We start from the raw sequence: 23,065 nt of genomic DNA, 5'->3' as shown, positions 1-23,065 counted from the left end.
TGGTTAAGTTACGAGAAACAGATCACAAATGACCTAGTTAATTTGATCTGAGTACAATAATTGAGCGACTAACTAAAGGAAGCAGTGTAGATGTACCAAACCGATGACGTAAAAATTACCAGAATCAAAGAACTCTTACCTCCAGTAGCGGTTCTGGAACGATTTCCTGCAACAGAAACAGCTTCTTCTACTACTTTTAACGCTCGTAAAGCGATCCACAACATTCTCAATGATGAAGATGACCGACTGCTGGTTATTGTTGGCCCTTGCTCAATCCACGATACTGAAGCCGCTCTAGAATATGGCAAAAAGCTAAAGGTGCTGCGTGACGAATTAGGTGATCGCCTAGAAGTCGTGATGCGTGTTTACTTTGAAAAACCACGTACTACTGTTGGATGGAAAGGTTTAATCAACGACCCGTACCTAAACGATACCTTTAAAATTAATGATGGACTAAGAATTGGTCGCAAACTACTGCTTGACCTCACTGACATGGGTTTACCTACTGCCAGTGAATTTCTAGATATGATCACGCCGCAATACGTCGCGGATCTGATTAGCTGGGGCGCTATCGGTGCAAGTACTACCGAGTCTCAGGTTCACCGTGAGTTGTCATCAGGTATCTCTTGTCCAGTGGGCTTTAAAAATGGTACTGACGGTAACATCAAGATTGCAACGGATGCGATTCGCTCAGCAGAATCGTCGCACCATTTCTTGTCAGTAACTAAGTATGGTCACTCAGCAATTGTAGAAACGGCTGGTAACCCAGATTGCCACATTATCCTACGTGGTGGTAAAGAGCCGAACTACAGCGCGGCGCATGTTGCCGACATTAAACAGCAGCTAGAGGCGTCGAAACTACGCCAAAAAGTGATGATCGACTTTAGCCATGCAAACAGTTCTAAACAGTACCAGCGTCAACTGGTTGTGTCTGACGAAGTGAGTGAACAAATCGCATCAGGTGAGAACGCCGTGTTTGGTGTAATGATTGAATCTCACCTTGTTGAAGGTCGCCAAGATTTGGTGGATGGTAAAGCAGCAACCTACGGTCAGTCATTAACTGACGCATGTATTGGCTGGGATGATACCGAAAAAGTATTGCGCCAACTTGCAGATGCAGTGACGGCTCGCCGCAACAAGTAATTAGACAACAAAAGACAACTCGATACTGTCTTTAGAATCTCGCCGCTTTTGTAAGCATCATTTACAATGCGGCGTGATTTTTTTGTTTTTATTGCTGCACCACAGTTTTCATTTTAGAGGTATCGTATAGTCGCATTGCCGTTTTTAGGAGTGTGATATGTCTTTGACCCACCCATCGTTTTCTGTTGACCAAACAACATCTGTTCACTATCTACGTGACACCAATATAAGCCAATTTGAAGATCGACAGATCCGTCAACTTCTGAGAGTTTGCTTTAATGATGATGACCAAGCGTGTATAGAAGAGCGACGATTTTTCTTTGAATCTCCAATGCATCGATTTGTCATTTGGGACGACAGCAAACAATCTTTACTGGCTCATGCGGCTTTCCACGAAAAGAAATTGTATACCGCTTCTTCGTCATTTGTCATAGGTGGAGTAGCGGAAGTAGCCGTTGCACCTACGGCCCGAGGCCGTGGATTGGTGAAGCAATTGGTGACCGCGGCAGAGCAAAAAATGCTGCAGTTGGATATTCACCATTCGGTGTTGTTTGGCGACATTGAAGTGTATGGTTCGAGTGGCTACATTGCGAGCGAACGGGTGCATATTCTCTCAGACAGAAAACCCACTTCTGGGAAATGGGTTTCTGTAAAAACACTGCATAAGACGTTAAGCGGTCGCAGTTGGCCTGACTGTACTCTGTATTTAGCCGGAAAAACCTTCTAAGAGTTTAGTGATTAGCCTGGGTGTCCATCAACGCGAGGCTTAACCAGCATAGGCGCAATCTTGATCAAATAAAATCCATAGCCAATGATCCACAGCAGCGCAGAGATATCGACAATCACCAGTAGATTGGCGCTGAAGATACCCGCGCCATAGCTCCGAAGCAACGCGGCCACCAAAATGGACAAATAGCCAAGCGCTATAGAGGGCCCTTGGTAAATGGGAAACCCAGTATGTCCCATGCTTACCCTAGTGATCATCGCGAGTACAACCCCACCAAGCCCGCCTATGGCCAATAAATGCATGACGCTATGATTGAGCATGGGTGAGATATCAAGCGCGAGCGTGAGAAGCGTGAGTGGTATTGCTAAGTAGCCAAAGTGTAGCGACCACACCAATGGCTCGCTAAGGCTAATAAACGGTTTCCAACGCACCCAACGAATTAACTGAGCTACCGCTGCTATCCAGCAGATATAGATGGCTAATTGACCTTTAGCTACCGGGAAAAAGGCAAGCACCATTAGCAGAACAAATGGAAGGTTCGCTACAAAGTCTAACCATAAAATGGGTTGGTTTTTTTCGACTTGAAACTTCTTAGCGGTAAAAAACGGAATGACTCGACCACCCATGACAGAAAGTAGCAGTGCAAACCACCACAACATCGCTTCCCACACAGCGATAGGGGGAAAAGGCGGCATTCCTTTGATGGAAGCGTAACTTGCAAAGTTAGCAACAATAGCCACTGCGAAAAGCGGAATAAAAAATAGGTTCTTCCACTTTTTAGCTTTAATCACGCGAGCACCAATCTCAAACGCTGCAACGGCTAAGAATGCACATTCAATTGAGGAAATAAGCCAAAGCGGGGTGTCTGTCCAAAACAATATTCTGGGTAGGCACCATAGCAAAACGATGAATCCAAGCCGCCAACTTTTAACACTGGGTATTCCTGTCCAGGTTTGCACGGCAGTAAGTACAAAGCCCACAACAATAGCCATGGCAAAACCAAACAGCATTTCGTGTACATGCCACCAAATTGCTGGAACTTGCAATTGCGCAGGTTGACCGGTTCGAAATGCGATAACCCAAACCATAATAGCGATGATGGAATAAAGCGACCCAAGTAAGAAAAATGGTCGAAACCCAAGTCTAAATAGTGGCCAAATCGCCTCTTCTTTGGATTTGTCAGTAATATTGATCATGGTTATTTCTCAGTAAATAGGTACGGGAAAAGCGCCTGTTTTTGTTGGTCCGTTAACTCTGAGACCGTATCCATATTGGTTTCAGGAATGCTTTCAGGATCTTTAAACAGCTTCAGTACACGTTCCATACTGGCTTCACGGATGATATGAATTGTTGGGAAGGGGGAGCGATTGGTTAAGTTTTCGCTGTCTTCTTGGTGAGCGCCATGGAAACAATACTCAGGATGAAATGATGCGATCTGGAAAACGCCTTCCCACTGTTGCTGTTTTATCAACGCATCTACCCAATCCAGGAACATATTATAATCCCAGAAATCGTTAAGCATATGAGGGATAACCACTAAAGTTGTATCGCGCTCGGCAGCCGAAATCGAGTTCAGCTGCTTCATCTCTACCAATATATCTTCCAGCAAGCTCTCTTCTGTCGTGGCATTACTTTGCGCAATGTGAATTTGTTCTTTTTTGTAGGGTTTCGCAGCAAAAGGACACAAGTTTAAGCCGATGACTACGTCTAGCAACCATTTTTCTGTTTGTTCGATCGGGGTTTGGGACGACAAAAGCAATTACTCCAAAACTAGTTCTTGGAGTGGCCACCCCAAAATGTAACGGTATGTTAGCCAGTATGTTACCTCAGTTTTCGGTAAGGCTCATCATTAAAAAACCGCTAAAGGCCGCATTACTAGGGGTGAGGATGGGATCGACCAGCGTTTTCATCTGTTGTATCTGCCGACGGTACTCCTGATAAAATTCGTAACTTGGTGTGGGTTTGTAAGATAAGTTCTCTAACTCAAATAGACGAATCACCCCTTTTGCGGTGGTGGGCTTTACAAACACTTCATCGTCGGGTTTAACATAGTTGGGGATAATGGTCATTAACGACCACTTTGCCAGTTTCACCGGTAAGAGTAAGTCTCGCATGGTGTGAAAACCATACTCCTGATCCCCGTATAAAAAGTCTTTGAGCGAAAAGGCTAGCGCTTCTCGCTCATCGTGAGTCATCGCTTTGACATAATCTCGAAACTTGGGCTTTTCAAACAGTGAAACCATGGAAGAGCGACTGACCGAGCGCACCATGTCTTCTGCGATTTGCTGTGGGCGCGTAAAAGCTTCTTCTGCAAACATAGCTTGTGCATCTGCCACCATTTTGTCCATCTTGTGTTTCTTGGCGATTTGCTCCATTTCAGGTGACGAAAATCCTTGAGGATATCGGATCAGAAACTCATTTTCTGCGGCTTTTAATCGATCAATGTTCATTGAATAGTCGTGGTTGTCATTGGTTTATTGATACTATTAAACATAGCGTAATCGTACCTGTGTAGTGGAGTTATTTGTGCAACTTGGGAATACACCCGTGACTAATCATCAATTTTGTGGATTACATTTCTACTTAAAGCGTGACGATTTGCTGCATCCTCAATTTAGCGGAAACAAAGCCCGAAAGTTTCTCTCCCTGCTTGAACAGCCGCCACAAGACATCGAAAAAATCGTCGGCTATGGTTCGCCACAGGCTAATTCGCTCTATTCGCTCGCGGCGCTAGCGCATCTACAGAATTGGCATTTTGATTTTTATGTGGACCATATCGCATCGTATCTAAAGCAGAACCCCAATGGAAACTATGCCAAGGCGTTAGAACTCGGTGCGCGGATTATTGAGGTACCGCCTGAGTGGAAAGTAGGCACTGACAATACGGAGTCGGCACTAAAACGATATTTATGTGAATCTTCCGATGTACTGATGGTTGAGGAAGGCGGGAGAATGCCGATTGCTGAATACGGCATTAAAGGTTTAGCCAACGAACTCATTGACTGGGTAGCGTCGCAAACTAATTCTTGCGAAGACGGTCCCTTAGAGAGTCGGCAGCAGTGGGTTGTGGCGCTGCCATCAGGAACGGGTACTACGGCTTTTTATTTGCACAAGTATCTACAACCTTATGGTATCGAGGTGGTTACAACCGCTTGTGTCGGGGGAGAAGACTATTTAAAGGCGCAATTTTTGCAACTTTCTTCAACTCAGAGTCAGCCAACCATTTGGTCGCTAGATACTAAACATCATTTTGGAAAGCTGTATCAAGATGATTTTCAGATTTGGACAACTCTAATGGCGCAAACTGGAGTAGAATTTGAGCTGCTGTACGATCCGCTCATGTGGAGAGTACTGTTAATGCACAAGCAGAAATTATCTGGAAAGAATCTGTTGTACATTCACCAAGGCGGACTTTTGGGGAACGAGTCTATGCTACCAAGGTATCAGCGAAAATTTGCGAATTGCTAGCTAATTAATAGCAGTGAACAGCGATGAATCTGCTCATTAGTTGTGCAAAAATTGTCGCAAACCCTGATATTGCTCAGTTTTACGAATAAAACTGGTCAAGGATCGCTGTTTAGCTCTATCTTTTTAGATAAAGTTTTGATTTACTCGGCAAAGTTATCCGTAGGATGACAAGTTTTTACAGACGTAACGGACGATATCGGAGATGCCAATGAATACGGATTGGGATGACTACGCAGAAAATTGGGAAGCAGATCTAGCCACACATCAGTTTGCGGATCAGGTTTTTGATAGCTTAGTTCAACAGGTGTCTATCGACAAAAAGAACATTTTGGACCTTGGCTGTGGAACGGGTCTCCTTAGCTTGAGGATGTCACCCAAAGCGCGCTCAATTGTTGCTGTTGACGCATCGGAAGCGATGATTGAAGAGCTAGATAAGAAAATGCTGCCAAATGTAGAACCTGTTGTCGACATTCTGTCACGCGGTTTAGCCGCACAGCACCCAGCATTTCGTGGTCAATTCGATATCATTGTGGCTTCGTCGGTTTGCAGCTTCATTTACAATCTCACAGACACATTGATTGTCGCTCACTCTATTCTTGAAGAGGACGGTGTGTTTATTTCTTGGGATTGGCTGAAGCAAACTCCAGATGACCACGGCCTAACAGAAGCCGAATTGCAATCCAAACTCACCGATGCTGGATTCAGTGCGTTTAAAACACAAATAGCCTTTGAAATGCCAACTGCTAAAGGTACTGCGCCGGTGGTTATGGCCATCGCCTTTAAATAAATACTCTTGAAAGCAGTGCAATGAACCATATTGCGCTGCTCCTAATTCCTAACTTCTACATTCTCTCACTTCGAATACCTCCAATTACAAAGGCCGTTTTTACTGCGTATTTTCGCCGTTACTATGGTGATTACCCATCGCAATAATTCCTTGCTCACACTTTCCAACTGCATCAAAAGTGACAGATAGTTCGCAAACACTATTTTTGACCGCGAGCAAATATTTGGTCGATCCATCTACCCAAAATCCGATCAATGTCATGTTTATGTCGAAATGTTACAAACTGTACGTGATCTATTATGTCTTTTTTCATTTCATAGCTACCCTGTAACTTAGTGAAATACAAAACAGCCCTACGTTTAAGTACACAGGGAATACATAACAACATTTCACTAATTTCCGTCGATCTGAGCAGTACGGCGTAAGCAAACATAGAAGTGAACGGAAATAACTATTATGGATAAGAAAATATTAGCAATCGCAGTGGCCACAGCAGCAGTGGCAAGTCCAGCGTTGGCGCTAGATGTTTACGACAACAATGGTTCAACATTCTCAGTTGGCGGACATGTATCTGTCAATATTAATGGTTCGAGCGAAGGAGACCTCGCTGTCGGCAGTAACTCCCCTCGGATTAACTTTAATTTCACTCAGGACCTTGGTAACGGTTATACCGCTGATGCTAAAGGCGAGTGGGCGCTTAATATGTTGGATGGAGGCAGTAATTCATTTGATACGCGTCTTGGATATATTGGACTTACCAATGACGCTATGGGGCGTTTCGTATTGGGTACGCAGTGGGCGCCATATTACGATGTAGCAGGTGTTACCGATAAGCCCATCGCTTATGCTACCGATTTCTTGTACTCCAACCACGGCGCAACGGGTACTGGCCGTGCAGACAAGATGTTAAGTTACCGAAAAGGCTTTGATTTTGGTGGTTCAATGTTGTCGCTTGGTCTTGCTTGGCAGGGGGCTACAGGTGATCCTACGTTATTGAAGTATGATGATCGATTCCAAGTGACCTTAGCATATGATATCAGCGACTTTATGATTGGGTATGCCTTAAGCTCAGGTGATATTATCGAAGCTGGAGTCACTGACGGCGGTATGTCTCACGCGGTGAGTGCTAAATACGGTAACTTTGGTGATGGCTTGTATGCCGCAGCGGTATATACCATGAACGAAAAAGTATACGGTTACAGAACACCAAATGACTACGATGCCTATGATGAGTCAATTGCGTATGAAGTGTTGTTAGCCTATGGCTTAGGAAACGGTTGGAATTTCATTTGGAACCTAGAAAATCTCACTGAAGATGTTAATGATAAAACTACAGCAATCAATGAGACAGCCATCCAAGTCGAGTACTTTGTTACGCCAAACTTCGCGACTTATGCAGGTTACCAGGTTGATTTGGGTGATGATGAATCTGTAGATGATGACAAATATCTAATAGGTGCTCGTTACTTCTTGTAATGAGTTAATTGCTCTACTAAAAGCCACCTTAAAAGGTGGCTTTTTTGGGTCTTAAGCCCAAGACAATTCTAACGGCTCGTGATAATATTTTTCTAATTTCCCTCTCTAATTGAACCTATGTTAGTCGCAAAAAACCTAGAAAAAAGAGCACAAATCATCGAGTTGTCCCCAGGTGCTAAACCTGCAGAATTCAAGTGCGAAAAGTGCTTAAAATCACTTAATCCGATTCCTATTTCGGCGGATGATTCATTGATTGTCGAAGGACTCTACCGAAATGCATGCCCTTCGTGCAAAACCATCAATTACTATAAAGTTCAGTTTAAGTAGTCTGCAGCATCTAATATGAAATCAATTCCAAATGTATTAACCATTGCTGGCTCCGACAGTGGTGGCGGCGCCGGCATTCAAGCCGATATAAAAGCAATATCAGCAACTGGCAGCTATGCGTGCAGTGTGATCACTGCAATTACCGCGCAAAACACACTAGGTGTATCTGCTGTGATGCCTATTTCAACGCACATAGTGTCTGCGCAATTAGATAGTGTGTTTAGTGACTTAACGATTGACGCGGTAAAGATCGGCATGCTTGCGGATGCCGACATCATTAAAACTGTGGCAGACAAACTACGGCAATATCAACCTAAGCATATTGTTCTGGATCCAGTGATGGTCGCGACCAGTGGTGATAGCCTGATCCAAAGTGATGCGGTTCAAGCGTTAATTGATCAGCTAATATCATTGGCAACAGTGATCACACCGAACATCCCGGAAGCTGTAAAGCTTAACGGAAAGCAAACTGAACAAGGGTTTAATGCGGCAGAAACAGCAAAAGCTTTATTAGAAAATGGCGCTAACGCCGTCCTAGTGAAAGGTGGCCATTCGCAAGGCGCTAGCAGTGATGACATTTTGGTCACATCACAGGGGCAGCACCTTTATAGAGCCGAGCGTGTCGAGACCAACAATACTCATGGAACGGGATGTACGCTGTCTTCAGCTATTGCCTCGTACCTCGCACAAGGTTATGAGTTAGCACCAGCGTGTGATATGGCGAAGCAGTACATTACCAAAGCGATACGTGCCGCAGATCGACTCAATGTGGGTAAAGGGCATGGCCCAGTAAACCATTTCTATCAACTTAATCATTAGTAAACGAATTTCGTTGATTAGACTGAATACAGAGCTATTAGGCAAATGTGGCTAAATATATAGCGTTCTTAAAGTGTTTGTTCTAACCTTAGCGCTTGATTTATAAATATTAATCAAGGAAAACGTCAAGGATGAAAAAAACACTATGGATAGTGTTGGGTTTGGCTGCATTGCTTATTGCCGTCCCACCGTATTGGCTGGGCTTTTCTGTCTTTCAGTTAGGCCATACATTTCAAGTTGCGAGCAGTATGACGGCTAAGTTGGCGTGTTCTGCCAAGTTTGTTAGTGGGTTTAGCCAGCAACAAATCATCGATGATGTTGCCTCTTATTCATCGGTGACAAAATTGGTAGACATTGAGTATGACTTAGAGCAGCAAACCGTCCAAACAGACATGCTTGGGATCAGCCAAAGTACCGCTCAATATGTACCCGGTCTGGGATGTTATCTTACTCATTCGGATCTGCCTAAACTTGAGCTGACTCCGTCACTGTCCTTTCCGATGCAACAAAATGCACCTTGGCCAGCTGGCAGTAAAATAGATACTGATTTAAGTGTTCAGGCCATTACCGATGAGATCATTCGTCAAGATAACCTAGCAGGGCATAATACTCGGGCGCTGGTGGTGATCAAAGATGGTAAGCTCGTTGCAGAGAGCTACGCACAAAATACCCATGCTCTGACTCCGTTATTGGGTTGGTCTATGGCGAAAAGCGTTACGGCGATGACGTTAGGGCGCATGGAACAGACCCACTCTGTTAACATCAATCAAACTCACCTATTCCCACAGTGGAACGATGAACGTGGTGACATTCAACTCAAACAGTTGCTGACAATGACTAGTGGGCTAGATTTTTCCGAAAAATATGCGCCGGGAAGCGATGCCACCAAAATGTTGTTTAGTAGCGCAAGTGCAGCGTCGCTACCATTAGACAGCGCTGTAGCGTTTCCTGCCGGAGATCACTTTTCTTATTCATCCGGCACCAGTAACCTCCTAGCAGATTGGATACACACTGTACTGGGCGACTCGCTGCAAAGCAGTTACGACTATCTTCATTCGCAGATACTAGAGCCTGCAGCTATCCACAGTTTAGTATTTGAAACGGATGCTACAGGCGTAACCGTAGGCAGTTCTTATCTTTTTGCTACTGCGCGGGATTGGGCGAGGCTGGGGTGGATCATGGCAAACGAGGGTAGCATAAATGGTCATCAATTATTGTCTGAACAGTGGGTTAGCGATGCGCAGCAACCTAATAGCAGTGACAATGAAAAAGCGTATGGTTACCAATTTTGGTTAAATAGTGGTGATACTGAACTGCGCTGGCCGTCTCTACCGGAAGATGGGTTCGCGATGCTTGGCAGCAGGAAACAGTCGGTGATGATGATCCCATCTCAACACGCAGTTTTAGTCAGGCTTGGGTGGAGTCGCGGAGAGTACCCAATGGAGCAAAACTATCGTCGGATCTTGGACGAGTTTTAGCGAAATGCTGTCACTGCAAATTTGTGAACGGAGTATCCGTTGATGAATACTCCATCAACGGATACTTGGTGGACTTAGCGATTTTCAAATCGATTATAGTCTAATAGTCCAAACTCAATAGGCTGGTCGTTTTTGTACCATTCATGCAACTTATCGCTTAATGGCCAAAATTCTTCACTACTGCGACGGATTGCAAAGCGATCGAGCAGCGCAATATAGTCTTCTTCTGCATTGATAGAGCGTATCATGCGTGCCAATTCTCCAGCCTCACTCTCTTTAATACTGAGAAATGCTGCTGGGTAACTACCCACTATGCCTTTTACCAAAGTAATTCTATCGTATTGAGGATCGCGATTACTTTCTTCGTTAAACAAACTGGAAATATTAGTGTGTGCATTGTTGTGCAGCAGGCTAAAGAACTGATCTTCACCGTTTTCTAGCTCGACATGTAAAGAGATGATCTGCGGCACAGGCTCGAGCCCCGCACCGGTCACAAAGTTGATCTGCTTAAGACTATGCTCGTTTTGTGGAAGCATCCCTGTGTTGGCAATCTCGTAGCGCGGTATTAATGAAGGTGCAACGCGCGCTTTCAATAGAGATGTGAGCTCTTGCTTGGGGTTTATGGTCTTGTATTCGACGCCACTCTCTTGCAAAAACGGCTTCGCATTGCGTGTGAGGTAGTCCGAAAACTCGATAGACTGCCCTTGATACCAACTTGATAACGTTTGGTGGCGGTTATCCAAAGGTAAAAATGCGATGAATGCAGTCTCACCTTCAATGCGTAGCAAATCCATGTACATGCGTGTGATAAGTTGGTGACCAAAGTTTCCATAAACATCAAACCCAGCGACCAACAAGTAGTGAATTCGTTCTAATAACGCATAGTCAATGACCCAAGCAGTTTTGGGTTGATGACCCACTAAGCCTTGAACAACGCTGGCACTGTCAAAGTGGCGGAATATGGTCAGTGCAGCATTTGGGTTGCCTCCCCCTGTCCATATAGACTCTAAACCTAAATGCCGGTCGTCGGTGAATACCTCATTCATGAATGCCATTTTGTCGCTGAGGTACTTAGATTGGGCGCGAGAATACTTAACCCAGTTTAATAGAGGAGTGGTATTACTGTCGAGCTCCCCAGGCAGTCGCATATTGGGGGCTTGGGCACGATAGAAATCGCCAGCAAGCTCATTATCTAATTGCTCGGGATCGACAAAGAACACCCAAAAATGGTCGTTAATTACGTTGAGCGCAAGTTGACCTCTGCAGACAGGTCCTTTAATGAACGACATGATAGTGCTTTGCGCTTCATCGAGTAAGAACTTATAACGTGATTGAATAGGAATGTCGGCAAACGCCATTATTGGGTTACTTGCTACAATAGGACGGTAGCTTGGTAGCTCGGTGACGTCATATTCGGCGTCAAACCATTCGCTCCATTTGTCCATACGTTGCTGGTTAAACGCGTAGGGCATGTGCGTTTTGTCCACAATGGTTTCACGTTCTGGAATCAGTCGATAGTAGACTCGCTCAACGCCAGGGTCTTCATAAGGACGACGGGTCACTATGGGGTCAAATTCTTCTCCAGGAGGGGTTGTAGAGCGAACCAACTTGAAAAAGCGAAGAGTATTTTGCTCAGAAAAATAGATATGATTTAGGAACAAGTGCTCATAGATATAACGGCTGGTTAATTGACGCTTCAAATCGGGTTGATTAAGGTAGCTTTCCCACTTGTCGACAGCATTTTTCTGCTCGATTGTCAGTGGTTCAACATCCGACATTTTCGCACCACTGCGTAACCAACCTAACAGAGTGTTGTGCTCTGAGTTACTAAGAGCAGGCAACCCATATGGCATTCCCCAGGTGGGGTGCTCAGCACGATATTCGTCAATCGTGTCACTAGTTGGGCAAGTTTGGCTGCGATAGATGCCGAAGTCGAAATCATCCAATTGATCTTGTTGAGGTAAAGGGAACTGTTGTTTTTGCAGAAGTAATTGCGCCATGACACCTGCTTGGACATTAGCGTCGGAGCGCTGAACTCGTTCGTTCAATACCGGAAAGAAACCGGCGTCACGCCACTCTTGGGTATTATGAGCATCTTCATACAACCTAGTAGGCGTCGTAGCTGTGAGTCTAGAGCCTTGATATACCTCAGCCAAACTTGAGCCTCTGTCGATTCCCTCAGGGGAGGTCAACTTAAGCTGACAGGGAGCATCATAGCAGGCATGACAAACTACGCAGCGGTTGTCTAATATGGGTTTGACTTCATCAACAAAATATTGAGATTGACTGTGATCGTAGGGTTCTATGCGAGCTTGAACTTGTTCGGGGCCAAACAGTTCATCAAAATTAAGACCTGCGTAAGTGGCACAACCACCCGCAATCAAAAGCAGCGAGGCTAATAATACACGTTTCATCTATATCGATTTGTTGATTGAGATTATTGGTAAGTGTAGCGGAAATAGTAGAAAAACCAGAGTAAAAACAGCAAGAACGCTTTTAGTCCCTGCTAAATTAACCTCAAAGAGTTATACCGGCAGTTTAAACAAGCCTGCTTGTTGCTGGGGTAATTCGCGTAGGTTTATTTGCTCGCGATCGGTTACACAGAAGTTGTCCACTTGATCGGCAATCCAGTTATGAAATGCCGTGATTTTTTGGTAGCGGAAATACCCCTTTGGAGCACATAAAAAGTAGCTGTAGCGAGATTGAACCGCATAATTATCTATGCGCACCAGCTTACCTTCATTAATGAACCGCTGCGCCAAGCTATGTTTGACTAAAGCAACGCCCTGGGAAGCCAAGACACCTTCCATAACAAACTGAGACCCATCATAACGGATTGGACTTGGTGATTTTTCCTTGTCCAACATATCAAACCATATCTCCCAGTTCATATCCGGTAAAACGTCCTCAATGAGCTCCGCACGGACTAGATCATTCAAGGTATAGATACCATGTTGGCGTTGATAGTTGGGGTGACACACGGGATAGAGGATCTCGTTCATCAGCCAGTGGCTATCGAGATTTTCATAAACGCCGTGCCCATAGCGAACACAAACGTCAATGAGACCATCTTGAAAGTTTACTAGCTCATTTTTTGGATCAATAAGCAGCGATAAGTTTGGGTGTTGGGTGCGGAAACTGGATATACGCGGTATTAACCAGTGCTGGGCAAAGGTTGGGTGGGTAGAAATCGATAATCGGTTTGGATTCGGATCGCTGTTTAGCTTTCTTACCCCATCTTGTAAGTGACCAAAACCAAGTTTAGCCGATTCAAGCAACAATTCTCCTTCTGTGGTGAGTGTTACTTGTCGGTGCTGACGGATAAATAGCTCACATCCTAACCACTCCTCGAGCTGGCGTATTTGTTGGCTGATCGCAGCAGCGGAAACAAACAGTTGCTCGGCCGCTTGTTTAAAACTGCGATGTTCAGCGGCTACGAAAAAATAGTACAAACCTTGCAGGGGAGGGAGTCGCTCTTTCACTTAAGTTTTCCTTAACTAAGTATCGAAATTGATCGTTTGTGAACTTATCTGGCTTGTTTGATTATTAACCACTCAAACACCAAGTTCAAGGAGGACTTATGACAGAGTTTATTGTTAATTTACGTCGCTTACCTTTCCCTTCACTTGTCGTTGAACCTGCTAGGTTAGCTAAGAGATTCTTACTCGTGTTGCTAGGCTGGCATCGAAATTACCGCACGCGAAAACATTTAGACTCACTCCCGACTTATCTACTGGATGATATTGGTATTGACCGCCAAACTGCCAATCAAGAAGTGAGCAAACCTTTTTGGAAGTGAAGTCACCACTATTTTGATGGGTGATTTCTGTACAGCAGAGGTTGGTGATGGCACAGTAACCGCTAGAGGTTTTTGTGCTAACACCAACTAGGACGATTAAAGATGCAATGGATTGCAAAGCTTGAACACCCACAAATGCTTAAAGAACTAACGTCTCAGCGGCTCGAACAACCTTGCGTTGAAGTGCTAAACCCCGCAACGCAAGAATCGCTTGGCTGGTTAGCCGCTGATAGTTTAGAGCAGGTTGAGAGCAAAATTGTCGCCGCCACGCTCGCTCAACCAAAATGGGCGGCTCAAACCGCCAAATATCGCAGTAAATTATTGCGTAAATGGTTTGACCTCATAGAGCAACATCAGCAAGACCTAGCGCTAATATTAACTATGGAGCAGGGCAAGCCTTTGTCGGAAGCACTATCCGAGGTCGCTTATGGTGCTTCTTTCGTCGAATGGTTTGCCGAAGAAGCAAAACGGGCTTATGGAGTGACCATTCCTGCGACCTTCGATGGCAAATCTATACGCACTATAAAACAGCCAATTGGAGTTTGTGCGTCTATTACTCCATGGAATTTTCCAGTGGCAATGCTGACACGTAAACTCGCACCAGCGCTCTCTGCGGGCTGCGCGATGATCAGCAAACCTGCTGTAAATACGCCGCTATGCGCCATCGCCTTGCGACATTTAGCGCTTGAAGCTGGAATCGATGGTGAATTGCTTCCCGTTGTTATTAGTGAGCAAGCCAGCGATGTTGGGCTGAAATTTTGTACCCACCCAAGCATCAGAAAGCTTTCATTTACTGGCTCAACCGCTGTGGGTAAACAGCTTATGCAGCAAAGTTCACAGCAAGTACAGCGAGTGTCGATGGAGCTCGGTGGCAACGCACCTTTCATTGTGTTTGGTGACGCTGATATTAATGAGGCCGTAGCCGGCGCCATTGTGTGCAAATTTAGAAATGCCGGACAAACCTGCGTCTGTGCAAACCGTTTTTATATACATGACAGTGTATACGATGAGTTTGCTCAAAAGCTCCATGCGGCGATGAGTAAGCTGTCGCTAGGCGCAGGTGTCGATGGGCATGATATTGGACCGCTAATCGATGAAAAAGCGCTGCAAAAAGTTGACCAGTTGGTACACGCCGCGACGCTCGCTGGCGCAGAGTTGGTATGCGGAGGCAAGGTTGCGTCGGATATTGGTACGCTTTATTACCAACCGACATTACTTAGTAATGTTGCGCACGATAACCCTGTGATGAAGGTTGAGCAGTTTGGGCCCATCGCCGCACTGTGCAGATTCAGTGATGTTGACGAGGCAATACATTTTGCTAACGATACCGAGTTTGGTTTAGCCAGTTACTTTTTTACTCAAGACTTAACGTTGGCCGAGTATGTTTCGAACAAACTTCAGTATGGCATCGTCGGTATTAACGAAGGAATCATTTCGACGGAAGTAGCGCCATTCGGCGGTGTTAAACATTCTGGAGTGGGTCGAGAAGGCAGTGCACTAGGGCTAGATGAATATTTGGAGACCAAATACATTGCGGTTGGTGGGTTGCGATAACGCATTTAAAAGCTTGTGGTACATGAAACAGTTGCACAGGCAGTGATCTGCACGGAAGCAACTGCACTGTTTTGGGTCTATAACGGGTAAAAACTCACACTTTACTTGTCGCACACTTGAGAGCATAGGGAAGCCGATTAGACTGAAAGACACTGCTAATTATGAGGTGTATATGACTCAATTTACCGAGAACGGTCAACGCTTTACCCTAACGTCACCGACGTTGCTGCCTAATAGCGCTAGCTATTTGTGGAACGAGAAAATGATGCTTCACATGAATTGCCAGGGCTATGCCGTTGCTCAATACATGGATCCTGAACCTCGCAAATATGCTCACGTCCCCAATCTAGCGGCAACCAGTTTTATGCAGCCAGAGCAGCCGTACTTCGCGCACCATCCAGGCCGCTTTTTTTACGTTCGTGACGAAGACACAGGAGAGCTTTTTAGCGCACCCTTTGCGCCAATCAAACAACCCTTAGACAGTTATGAGTTTAAACCAGGCATTAATGATATTCAGTGGGTGGTGAAGCATCGAGACATTGAGTTAACTATTACTCTTAGTTTAAGCCCAACTCATGCATTAGAGCAGTGGTCTGTGACCATCTCTAACTTAGGCGTGTCAACGCGAAACGTTTCTCTGGTGCCTTATTTCCCTGTCGGATATATGTCTTGGATGAACATGGGGGCGCATTTTGATGATGAGTTGAACGCAATCGTGTGTACGTCAATCTCGCCTTATCAAAAACTCGAAGATTATCCGGAGATTAAAGAGCGTCAAGACATGACGTTCTTCGCCTGTAGCCATACGCCCGATCACGTCGAAATGAGTATAGAGGCATTTGAAGGGCAAAGCGGTTTGCACGCACCACACGCTCTCGTCTCTGGTAATCCACTTTCGGACAGAGAGGCGCATTATCAAATGCCTGCGTGTGCTGCGCAATATGAGCTGAGCTTAGAGCCACAAAAAACCGATTCGGTTCATTTTCTATTTGGCCCAGCTAAAGATAAATCTCAAATACAAGAGACTATAGCCGGACACTTTGACAAGGGAGCTATAGCTAACAAACACCAACTGGCTACTCAACCCATACTGTCTGTCAGCACACCTGACGCTAACCTCGATCACGTCATTAATCACTGGCTTCCAAGACAAGTTGCTTACCATGGTGAAACCAATCGACTGACAACCGATCCGCAAACACGTAACTATTTGCAAGATGGTATGGGGATGGCTTACCTTGCACCAGATGTGGCGAAACAAGTCATCGTGACGTCGCTGTCACAACAAAAGCGTTGTGGGGAAATGCCCGATGGTATTCTGCTGACGCCAGAAGCGACGCTAAAATACATCAACCAAATTCCTCATACTGATCACTCAGTTTGGCTGGTACTCATATTGGAAAGCTACCTCAATGAAACCAATGATTGGGCTCTGTTAGAAGAGGCGATTCCTTGGGCAGACAGTGAAGAGCGTTCTACGCTGCTAGAGCATATGAACCTTGCGATGCAGTCTATGGTTGAAGCGCGTGATGAACGCGGGTTGCCTTATATTCTCCAAGGAGACTGGTGCGATCCTATGAATATGGTCGGGCCAAAGGGGAAAGGGGTTTCAGGGTGGTTAACACAAGCGCTTTGCTTTGCATTGCGCCGCTGGAATCAAATAAGTAAACCGCTCAATCAAGCTAAATGGACCGCGCAATTTGACCAGATCGCGACAGAGCTTGAACAAGCTTGCCAAAAGCATTTTTGGACCGGTGGGTGGTTTGCTAGAGGTATCACCGACGATGACGTAACCTTTGGCGTCCCAGAGGACAAAGAAGGACGAATATTCCTAAATACCCAAAGCTGGGCGTTACTGGCTGACATCGCTTCACCGTCGCAGCAGACTCAACTGCTGAGTAGTGTGGACGAGCAGTTACTCACCCCCTATGGTGTGATGTTATGTGCTCCTGCATTTACCGCTATGCGTGAAGATGTTGGTCGAGTCACCCAAAAATGGCCTGGCTCTGGTGAAAATGGCTCGGTGTATAACCATGCAGCTGCATTTTATGCCGCAGGTCTTTACCACATCGGTGAAAGTGAGCGTGCCTATCACATCCTAAAAAGCATGTTGGCCGACCCTCAGTGTGAGACGTTTGAGCGACGAGGGCAATTGCCAACTTACATTCCCAATTATTATCGTGGCGCTTATCATCAATTTCCAGACACTGCAGGAAGATCGAGCCATCTATTTAACACCGGCACATCGGCTTGGTATTACCGATTGGTCATTGAAGAGTTATTTGGATTAAAAGGCACGCAGCAAGGGCTGAAAATTGCGCCAAACTTGCCTGTGGAGTGGGACAAAGCAGCGGTGAGTCGACACTTTAGAGGGGCTATCGTAAACCTGTCTTATCAACGACATGACGATGTACAGGAAATCACCATTTTGTGTGAAGACGGTGATGTTGTAGATGGAGAACTCCGCTCACCAGAACAAGGGAAAACGTATTCAGTCACTGTTTTATTGCCAATTGAGACTCACACACATGACGAATAGCATCTATTTAGTTATGGGGGTTAGCGGGAGCGGTAAAAGCAGCATTGCAGCTCAATTGGCACAGGCATTGGACGTGGCGTTCGTTGACGGTGACGACCTCCACCCACAAAGTAACATAGACAAAATGAGCGAAGGCATTGCTCTGGATGACAGCGATAGAGCGCCCTGGCTGGCGATTATTAACCAGCAACTAAGGGAGTGGGTTTCAGAAGGGCGTGGTGGCGTCATGGTATGCTCTGCGTTAAAACAGATCTATCGTGAGCAACTCAGGGCAGGGGTTGACCTGCAATTTGTGTTTTTGGACGCCCCTATAGACATTATTGCTCAACGCATGCAGAAGCGGCAAGGTCACTTTATGAAAGCCCATATGTTGGCCAGTCAATTTGACACCTTAGAGCGGCCAGACAATGAAGCTAATACTTGGATCATTGATTCTCGAGAAAGCGCTGCAACCGTTGTGCAGAATATTTTGAATTACATTGAGCATCAATAAAGGTCGTCGCAGATGTTAGCGGGGTGCAAATCAGTAAAACGAATATCGATGTGGTGCTTTGATTTGCACCACATCGTCAAACACCAGCTTGTTACTTGGCGTCTCGCACTAATCGAACCCAGTTTTCAATAGAGATATAATCTGACGCCATATCCGACGCAAGCTCATAGTCGGCAGGGTTACCTGATTTAGGGTCACTACGTTGCGCACCCGCACCGTGCCAGTCAAAGTATTCAGTAGCGTCTGAATTCTTTTTGCTCCACGCCTGTCCAAACGCCACGTACGCAGCTGTCCATTTGAAGTCGCCTTGAGTGGTGCTTGTCCACACGTAATAAGCATCTTCCATAGACTCAAATTTTGTCACGCTGGTTGTAAAGAACTCAGTATTGATCGCAGGGAAAGTGGTTTTTTCATAATCGACCAGAGATTGGAGCTCTTTAACGTTTGGTAAGCGCCAGTCACTGTATCCCGCGAGATCCGCTTTATCTGCATACTCTAGGGCATCAACCCAATCCATTTTTTGGCCACTGTCCGCCTTAGCCCACATCAGGTTTGTGGATTGGTCGGTAACGGTACCATCACTGTTATCGACATAGTCCATATCGTATAGGGTTGTTGTGCCACGCACGGCGCGGACAAAACAGCCTGGAACCATAATGCCGTCACTGTCAGCGATTTCGGTGCCATCGATGTATAAGCCGGTTTCGTATGATTTTATGTGCCCATCAGAGAAGTTAAATCCGAACGCACCCTGCAGACCACCGTGTTGGGTATAAGTTTGCACGCCGTTTTTCACATAAGTGGTGCTTGACCAGAACTGCCCAGCAAACGGCAAGCGCTTGTCATACTCATGTTCAAAATAGTCAGTATTGATGTAGGGTTTACTTTCGCCACCGTCTTCTGGCTTAAGCAGTTCACCATCGAAATTCGCTAACGAGTAGAGCTCTTTGATCGTAGGAACACGCCAATCTGTATGGCCAGCCAATGTCATCTCTTCAACGTGTTCAACGGTTTCGGCCATATTACGTCCTGTATAGTCGTGTGCTTTTTGCCACATCAACCCGGTATTAAGGTCAGTGACCGTGCCGTCACCATTATCAAGGTAGCGCGGAGCATTGCCTTGTATCGACGCATCTTGTCCGGTGTAGAAGCTAGAGTCTGAAGCCGCCAACACATCACCATTAGTATCGTATTGAACGCTTTGTCCTGAATCAGGAAGAAGCGGTGTCTCGACGGAAGTGGCATTTGCCATTGGGATAGTTACCGCCAAAGCAGCGCTGGTTAATGCTGTTGCGATTGCTGTTTTATGAGTTGTCATGTACGTGTTCCTTGTCGTTGCATGCCGTCACTATGGTGGAACTTTGTGCAGGAAATGTGGAGACAATATGGAGTTTAGTCACAAACTGGGCATTGCGATGTTTTGTACAAGGGGAAATAACCCTACAAAGATTATACCTTAGTCGTAATTGTCGACAATATTGTTGTTTTTTGCCCTGTAATGGCGTAAAAAATAACCACAAACCTATTATTGTCGACAATGTAAATGCAAAACGTTCATGCACTTCCCAGTAATGAAAATAGTGAAAACACCAAATCTGCAAGCCTAACCGAGCGGCTTGTGGACGCTATTGTGGCGGGTACCATTCGACCAGGCAGTAAAATTTCTGAACCAGAACTGGCTAAGCGGTACCAAGTAAGTCGAGGTCCATTACGTGAAGCGATTATGCGTTTAGAGGGCTTAGGGCTAATTGAGCGCACCCCCCATGTTGGCGCAACCGTAGTTGAATTTAATGTCGATCGACTTATTGAGCTGTATGACGTGAGGGAAAGTCTCGAAGGGATGGCGGCTCGATTGGCAGCCACTCACATTACTGAGGACCAACTGTCTGCTTTAGAGGCACTTATCGAACAGCACAGTGCGTATTTAAACCAAAGCGCTGCCACCAGTAAAACCTACGCCGCTCAAGAAGGTGATTACGACTTTCATTACCAAATTATTCAGGCCAGCGGAAATCAAAAGCTAATATCACTGCTGTGCGATGAGCTTTACCACTTGATCAGAATGTATCGCCATCAGTCGCGCACAGCACGAACCGATCCCGCGACCGCGCTGCAAGAACACCGCTTTATTTTAGACGCGATTCGAAACCGCGATCCAGAGCTGGCTGAGATGCTAATGAGAAGACACATTTCTGGCAGTCGCAAGCTCATTGAAAAGCAGCTTCGCCCAACTGCATAAAGACACTTAGAAAAACGGATAAAAGAACGGAGAAAGACCATGTCCCAAGGATTGAAATTTAGACAGACCGTAGCCGAGCACTCCCCTCTACAAATCGTCGGAGCCGTCAATGCCTATAGTGCAATGATGGCCAAAAACAGTGGTCATCACGCCATTTACCTATCAGGTGGTGGCGTGGCCAATGCGTCGTATGGTTTACCTGATCTCGGTATTACATCACTCAATGATGTGCTGGTGGATGTAGACCGAATTACTAATGCATGTGATTTGCCTCTGCTGGTCGATATCGACACGGGGTTTGGTGGCGCATTTAATATTTCTCGCACCATCAAATCGATGGAAAAAGCAGGCGCTGCGGCAGTGCATATGGAAGACCAAGTGGCACAAAAGCGCTGTGGCCACCGACCCAATAAAGCCATTGTAACGCAGCAAGAAATGGTTGATCGCGTCAAAGCGGCTGTGGACGCACGCATCGATGAACAATTTGTGATTATGGCGCGTACCGATGCACTAGCAGTAGAAGGAATAGAGCGCGCCATCGAGCGTGCGGTTGCTTGTGTTGAGGCTGGAGCAGACATGATTTTCCCTGAAGCCATGACCGAGCTTAGTCAGTATCAGCTGTTTGCCGATTCATTACGTGAAGCAACAGGTAAGTCGGTGCCAGTTTTGGCCAATATCACCGAATTTGGCCAAACCCCGCTATTTAGTAAACAACAATTAGCTGAAGTGGATGTCGATATGGTGTTGTACCCGCTCAGCGCATTTAGAGCGATGAATCAAGCGGCTGAACGCGTGTACAACCAAATATTACAAGACGGTCACCAGCAAGCCGTTGTCGACAGTATGCAAACGCGTAAAGAGCTGTATGCGCATCTCAATTACCACGCTTACGAGGATAAATTGGACCAGCTGTTTTCTGGCTAGTCGCACTGTCGCGTAAGTGAAATTTAATAACTTAAGTTCGAATACAACATTAATCAATAACGTGAAATCAAAGTCAACGCGGCGAAAACCGACTCACAAAGAGTAGGGCGCACCTACCAAACACGGTTATTCGCTACGCGTGACAGAAAAGGAGTTCAATATGCCAAATAATCAACCTATCGGCGGAGCCGGGCTGCGTGGCCAAAGCGCGGGTGTTACCTCTTTATGTACTGTTGGAGTGAGCGGAACTGGGCTTACCTATCGAGGCTACGACATTACGGATCTTGCCCATCATGCAGAATTTGAAGAGGTGGCGCATTTATTACTTATTGGTCACCTTCCAAATCAAGCTGAACTGGACAACTATAAGACACGTCTAATAGGCCTACGCGGACTTCCGCAAGCATTGAAAGAGGCGTTAGAGCTTATTCCAGCGGACGCGCACCCAATGGACGTTATGCGGACTGGCTGTTCAGTGTTAGGTAATTTAGAGCAAGAGCAAGACTTCTCAGAGCAAGGAGGCGCAACAGAGCGCATGTTAGCGCTGTTTCCTGCGATCATCTGTTACTGGTATCGCTTCAGCCACGATGGGGTCAGAGTCGATACCGAAGATCACAGCGAAGACTCGATCGGTGGCTACTTCTTAAAATTATTGACCGATAAAGCGCCATCCGAACTGCACAAAAAAGTGATGCACTGTTCGTTAATTTTGTACGCAGAGCACGAGTTCAACGCGTCAACTTTTGCCGCGCGCGTGTGCGCTTCAACATTGTCGGATCTGCACTCGTGCATTACCGCCGCGATTGGCACGCTACGTGGCCCTCTTCACGGCGGAGCTAACGAAGCGGCCATGGCGATGATTGAAGATTGGCAAACACCCGATGAAGCTGAAGCCAACATCCTTACAATGCTTGAAAACAAAGACAAGATCATGGGCTTTGGCCACGCGATATACCGCGAAAGTGATCCTCGCAATGCATTGATCAAGCATTGGTCAAAAGAGCTTGCAGAGCAAGTGGGTGATACTCAATTGTACGCGGTGTCCGAGCGGGTTGAAGCGGTGATGAAACGTGAGAAAGGACTGTTCTGTAACGCAGACTTTTTCCACGCATCGGCGTACCACTTTATGGATATTCCGACCAAATTGTTTACTCCAATATTTGTGATGAGTCGTTTAACCGGTTGGGCTGCGCACGTGTTTGAGCAGCGCGCCAATAACCGTATTATTCGCCCAAGCGCGGACTACGATGGCCCAGAGGCTCGTGATTGGTTGCCGATTGACAAGCGTTAGG

At 45.9% G+C, this 23,065-nt stretch carries 20 protein-coding genes; 14 read left to right on the top strand and 6 right to left on the bottom strand.

The annotated features are described in order from the left end of the window. Positions 1-90 precede the first annotated feature (90 nt). Together aroG and JQC93_RS11860 are read left to right on the top strand one after the other, a co-directional pair. Positions 91-1,143, top strand: coding sequence for a 3-deoxy-7-phosphoheptulonate synthase AroG (gene aroG, locus JQC93_RS11865; protein WP_205158661.1), 1,053 nt, complete (start codon positions 91-93; stop codon positions 1,141-1,143). 157 nt (positions 1,144-1,300) lie between these two features. Continuing rightward, positions 1,301-1,870, top strand: a complete 570-nt coding sequence (locus tag JQC93_RS11860; RefSeq protein WP_205158659.1) for a GNAT family N-acetyltransferase — start codon at positions 1,301-1,303, stop codon at positions 1,868-1,870. An 11-nt stretch (positions 1,871-1,881) separates the two neighbouring features. On the opposite strand, the gene JQC93_RS11855 is transcribed toward JQC93_RS11860, so the two are convergent. From JQC93_RS11855 to JQC93_RS11845, 3 genes are all read right to left on the bottom strand, one after another. Further along, positions 1,882-3,066, bottom strand: coding sequence for an NnrS family protein (locus tag JQC93_RS11855; RefSeq protein WP_205158657.1), 1,185 nt, complete (start codon positions 3,064-3,066; stop codon positions 1,882-1,884). Positions 3,067-3,068: 2 nt separating this feature from the next. Further along, the gene (locus JQC93_RS11850; RefSeq protein ID WP_408068599.1) at positions 3,069-3,623 is read right to left on the bottom strand and encodes a DUF1415 domain-containing protein; all 555 of its coding nucleotides are present in this window, start codon (positions 3,621-3,623) and stop codon (positions 3,069-3,071) included. Positions 3,624-3,696: 73 nt separating this feature from the next. After that, the gene (locus JQC93_RS11845; protein WP_205158654.1) at positions 3,697-4,320 is read right to left on the bottom strand and encodes a hypothetical protein; all 624 of its coding nucleotides are present in this window, start codon (positions 4,318-4,320) and stop codon (positions 3,697-3,699) included. Between the two features lie 76 nt (positions 4,321-4,396). Between JQC93_RS11845 and JQC93_RS11840 the strand changes: the two genes are divergently transcribed. The 5 genes from JQC93_RS11840 (at position 4,397) to JQC93_RS11820 (ending at position 10,225) form a co-directional block, all read left to right on the top strand. After that, a complete protein-coding gene (locus JQC93_RS11840) occupies positions 4,397-5,338 on the top strand; it encodes a 1-aminocyclopropane-1-carboxylate deaminase/D-cysteine desulfhydrase (RefSeq protein WP_205158652.1) in 942 nt (313 codons plus the stop codon). Between the two features lie 208 nt (positions 5,339-5,546). Then, the gene (locus tag JQC93_RS11835) at positions 5,547-6,125 is read left to right on the top strand and encodes a class I SAM-dependent DNA methyltransferase (RefSeq protein ID WP_205158650.1); all 579 of its coding nucleotides are present in this window, start codon (positions 5,547-5,549) and stop codon (positions 6,123-6,125) included. A 456-nt stretch (positions 6,126-6,581) separates the two neighbouring features. After that, complete coding sequence (locus JQC93_RS11830) at positions 6,582-7,601, top strand: porin (RefSeq protein WP_205158649.1); 1,020 nt, start codon at positions 6,582-6,584, stop codon at positions 7,599-7,601. 342 nt (positions 7,602-7,943) lie between these two features. Then, positions 7,944-8,747 carry a bifunctional hydroxymethylpyrimidine kinase/phosphomethylpyrimidine kinase gene (gene thiD, locus JQC93_RS11825; protein WP_205158648.1) on the top strand — a complete coding sequence of 268 codons (804 nt, stop codon included), beginning with the start codon at positions 7,944-7,946 and terminating at the stop codon, positions 8,745-8,747. Between the two features lie 131 nt (positions 8,748-8,878). Next, positions 8,879-10,225, top strand: coding sequence for a serine hydrolase domain-containing protein (locus tag JQC93_RS11820; RefSeq protein WP_205158647.1), 1,347 nt, complete (start codon positions 8,879-8,881; stop codon positions 10,223-10,225). A gap of 74 nt (positions 10,226-10,299) precedes the next feature. Here the strand turns inward: JQC93_RS11820 and JQC93_RS11815 are convergent, their stop codons facing one another. Beyond that, positions 10,300-12,639 (bottom strand): fatty acid cis/trans isomerase, encoded by a 2,340-nt coding sequence (locus JQC93_RS11815; RefSeq protein ID WP_205158646.1) that lies wholly within the window; start codon positions 12,637-12,639, stop codon positions 10,300-10,302. A gap of 111 nt (positions 12,640-12,750) precedes the next feature. Then, complete coding sequence (locus JQC93_RS11810; protein ID WP_205158645.1) at positions 12,751-13,707, bottom strand: LysR substrate-binding domain-containing protein; 957 nt, start codon at positions 13,705-13,707, stop codon at positions 12,751-12,753. A gap of 98 nt (positions 13,708-13,805) precedes the next feature. Between JQC93_RS11810 and JQC93_RS11805 the strand changes: the two genes are divergently transcribed. The 4 genes from JQC93_RS11805 to JQC93_RS11790 all read left to right on the top strand — a co-directional run bounded on the left by JQC93_RS11805 (position 13,806) and on the right by JQC93_RS11790 (position 18,610). Continuing rightward, the gene (locus JQC93_RS11805; RefSeq protein WP_205158643.1) at positions 13,806-14,024 is read left to right on the top strand and encodes a DUF1127 domain-containing protein; all 219 of its coding nucleotides are present in this window, start codon (positions 13,806-13,808) and stop codon (positions 14,022-14,024) included. 135 nt (positions 14,025-14,159) lie between these two features. Next, a complete protein-coding gene (locus JQC93_RS11800) occupies positions 14,160-15,578 on the top strand; it encodes an NAD-dependent succinate-semialdehyde dehydrogenase (RefSeq protein WP_205158816.1) in 1,419 nt (472 codons plus the stop codon). A gap of 172 nt (positions 15,579-15,750) precedes the next feature. Next, a complete protein-coding gene (locus tag JQC93_RS11795; protein ID WP_205158642.1) occupies positions 15,751-18,117 on the top strand; it encodes a GH36-type glycosyl hydrolase domain-containing protein in 2,367 nt (788 codons plus the stop codon). Then, positions 18,107-18,610 (top strand): gluconokinase, encoded by a 504-nt coding sequence (locus JQC93_RS11790; RefSeq protein ID WP_205158641.1) that lies wholly within the window; start codon positions 18,107-18,109, stop codon positions 18,608-18,610. The genes JQC93_RS11795 and JQC93_RS11790 overlap by 11 nt, the downstream gene beginning before the upstream one ends. 91 nt (positions 18,611-18,701) lie before the next feature. Here JQC93_RS11790 and JQC93_RS11785 read toward each other — a convergent pair whose 3' ends face one another. Next, positions 18,702-19,928 carry an Lcl C-terminal domain-containing protein gene (locus tag JQC93_RS11785; RefSeq protein WP_205158640.1) on the bottom strand — a complete coding sequence of 409 codons (1,227 nt, stop codon included), beginning with the start codon at positions 19,926-19,928 and terminating at the stop codon, positions 18,702-18,704. 225 nt (positions 19,929-20,153) lie between these two features. Here JQC93_RS11785 and JQC93_RS11780 point away from each other — a divergent pair, with 225 nt between their 5' ends. From JQC93_RS11780 to prpC, 3 genes are all read left to right on the top strand, one after another. Continuing rightward, a complete protein-coding gene (locus tag JQC93_RS11780; protein WP_205158639.1) occupies positions 20,154-20,849 on the top strand; it encodes a GntR family transcriptional regulator in 696 nt (231 codons plus the stop codon). 39 nt (positions 20,850-20,888) lie between these two features. Next, entirely contained in the window at positions 20,889-21,773 is an 885-nt protein-coding gene (gene prpB, locus JQC93_RS11775; RefSeq protein ID WP_205158638.1) for a methylisocitrate lyase, read from the top strand. A 160-nt stretch (positions 21,774-21,933) separates the two neighbouring features. After that, on the top strand, positions 21,934-23,064 hold the full coding sequence (prpC, locus tag JQC93_RS11770; protein ID WP_205158637.1) for a bifunctional 2-methylcitrate synthase/citrate synthase: 1,131 nt from the start codon (positions 21,934-21,936) through the stop codon (positions 23,062-23,064). Position 23,065: the final 1 nt, after the last annotated feature.

Source organism: Vibrio ulleungensis, assembly GCF_016900875.1.
Taxonomy (GTDB): domain Bacteria; phylum Pseudomonadota; class Gammaproteobacteria; order Enterobacterales; family Vibrionaceae; genus Vibrio; species Vibrio ulleungensis.
The sequence above is the reverse complement of the archived record's forward strand: the minus strand, read 5'-3'. Positions and strand labels throughout refer to the sequence as shown.

Bases quoted from the DNA above. Each gene is read 5' to 3' on its own strand.
- aroG (WP_205158661.1), top strand. From the start codon at position 91: ATGTACCAAACCGATGACGTAAAAATTACCAGAATCAAAGAACTCTTA.
- JQC93_RS11860 (WP_205158659.1), top strand. From the start codon at position 1,301: ATGTCTTTGACCCACCCATCGTTTTCTGTTGACCAAACAACATCTGTT.
- JQC93_RS11855 (WP_205158657.1), bottom strand. From the start codon at position 3,066: ATGATCAATATTACTGACAAATCCAAAGAAGAGGCGATTTGGCCACTA.
- JQC93_RS11845 (WP_205158654.1), bottom strand. From the start codon at position 4,320: ATGAACATTGATCGATTAAAAGCCGCAGAAAATGAGTTTCTGATCCGA.
- JQC93_RS11835 (WP_205158650.1), top strand. From the start codon at position 5,547: ATGAATACGGATTGGGATGACTACGCAGAAAATTGGGAAGCAGATCTA.
- JQC93_RS11830 (WP_205158649.1), top strand. From the start codon at position 6,582: ATGGATAAGAAAATATTAGCAATCGCAGTGGCCACAGCAGCAGTGGCA.
- thiD (WP_205158648.1), top strand. From the start codon at position 7,944: ATGAAATCAATTCCAAATGTATTAACCATTGCTGGCTCCGACAGTGGT.
- JQC93_RS11820 (WP_205158647.1), top strand. From the start codon at position 8,879: ATGAAAAAAACACTATGGATAGTGTTGGGTTTGGCTGCATTGCTTATT.
- JQC93_RS11815 (WP_205158646.1), bottom strand. From the start codon at position 12,639: ATGAAACGTGTATTATTAGCCTCGCTGCTTTTGATTGCGGGTGGTTGT.
- JQC93_RS11805 (WP_205158643.1), top strand. From the start codon at position 13,806: ATGACAGAGTTTATTGTTAATTTACGTCGCTTACCTTTCCCTTCACTT.
- JQC93_RS11800 (WP_205158816.1), top strand. From the start codon at position 14,160: ATGCTTAAAGAACTAACGTCTCAGCGGCTCGAACAACCTTGCGTTGAA.
- JQC93_RS11795 (WP_205158642.1), top strand. From the start codon at position 15,751: ATGACTCAATTTACCGAGAACGGTCAACGCTTTACCCTAACGTCACCG.
- JQC93_RS11790 (WP_205158641.1), top strand. From the start codon at position 18,107: ATGACGAATAGCATCTATTTAGTTATGGGGGTTAGCGGGAGCGGTAAA.
- JQC93_RS11785 (WP_205158640.1), bottom strand. From the start codon at position 19,928: ATGACAACTCATAAAACAGCAATCGCAACAGCATTAACCAGCGCTGCT.
- JQC93_RS11780 (WP_205158639.1), top strand. From the start codon at position 20,154: ATGCAAAACGTTCATGCACTTCCCAGTAATGAAAATAGTGAAAACACC.
- prpB (WP_205158638.1), top strand. From the start codon at position 20,889: ATGTCCCAAGGATTGAAATTTAGACAGACCGTAGCCGAGCACTCCCCT.
- prpC (WP_205158637.1), top strand. From the start codon at position 21,934: ATGCCAAATAATCAACCTATCGGCGGAGCCGGGCTGCGTGGCCAAAGC.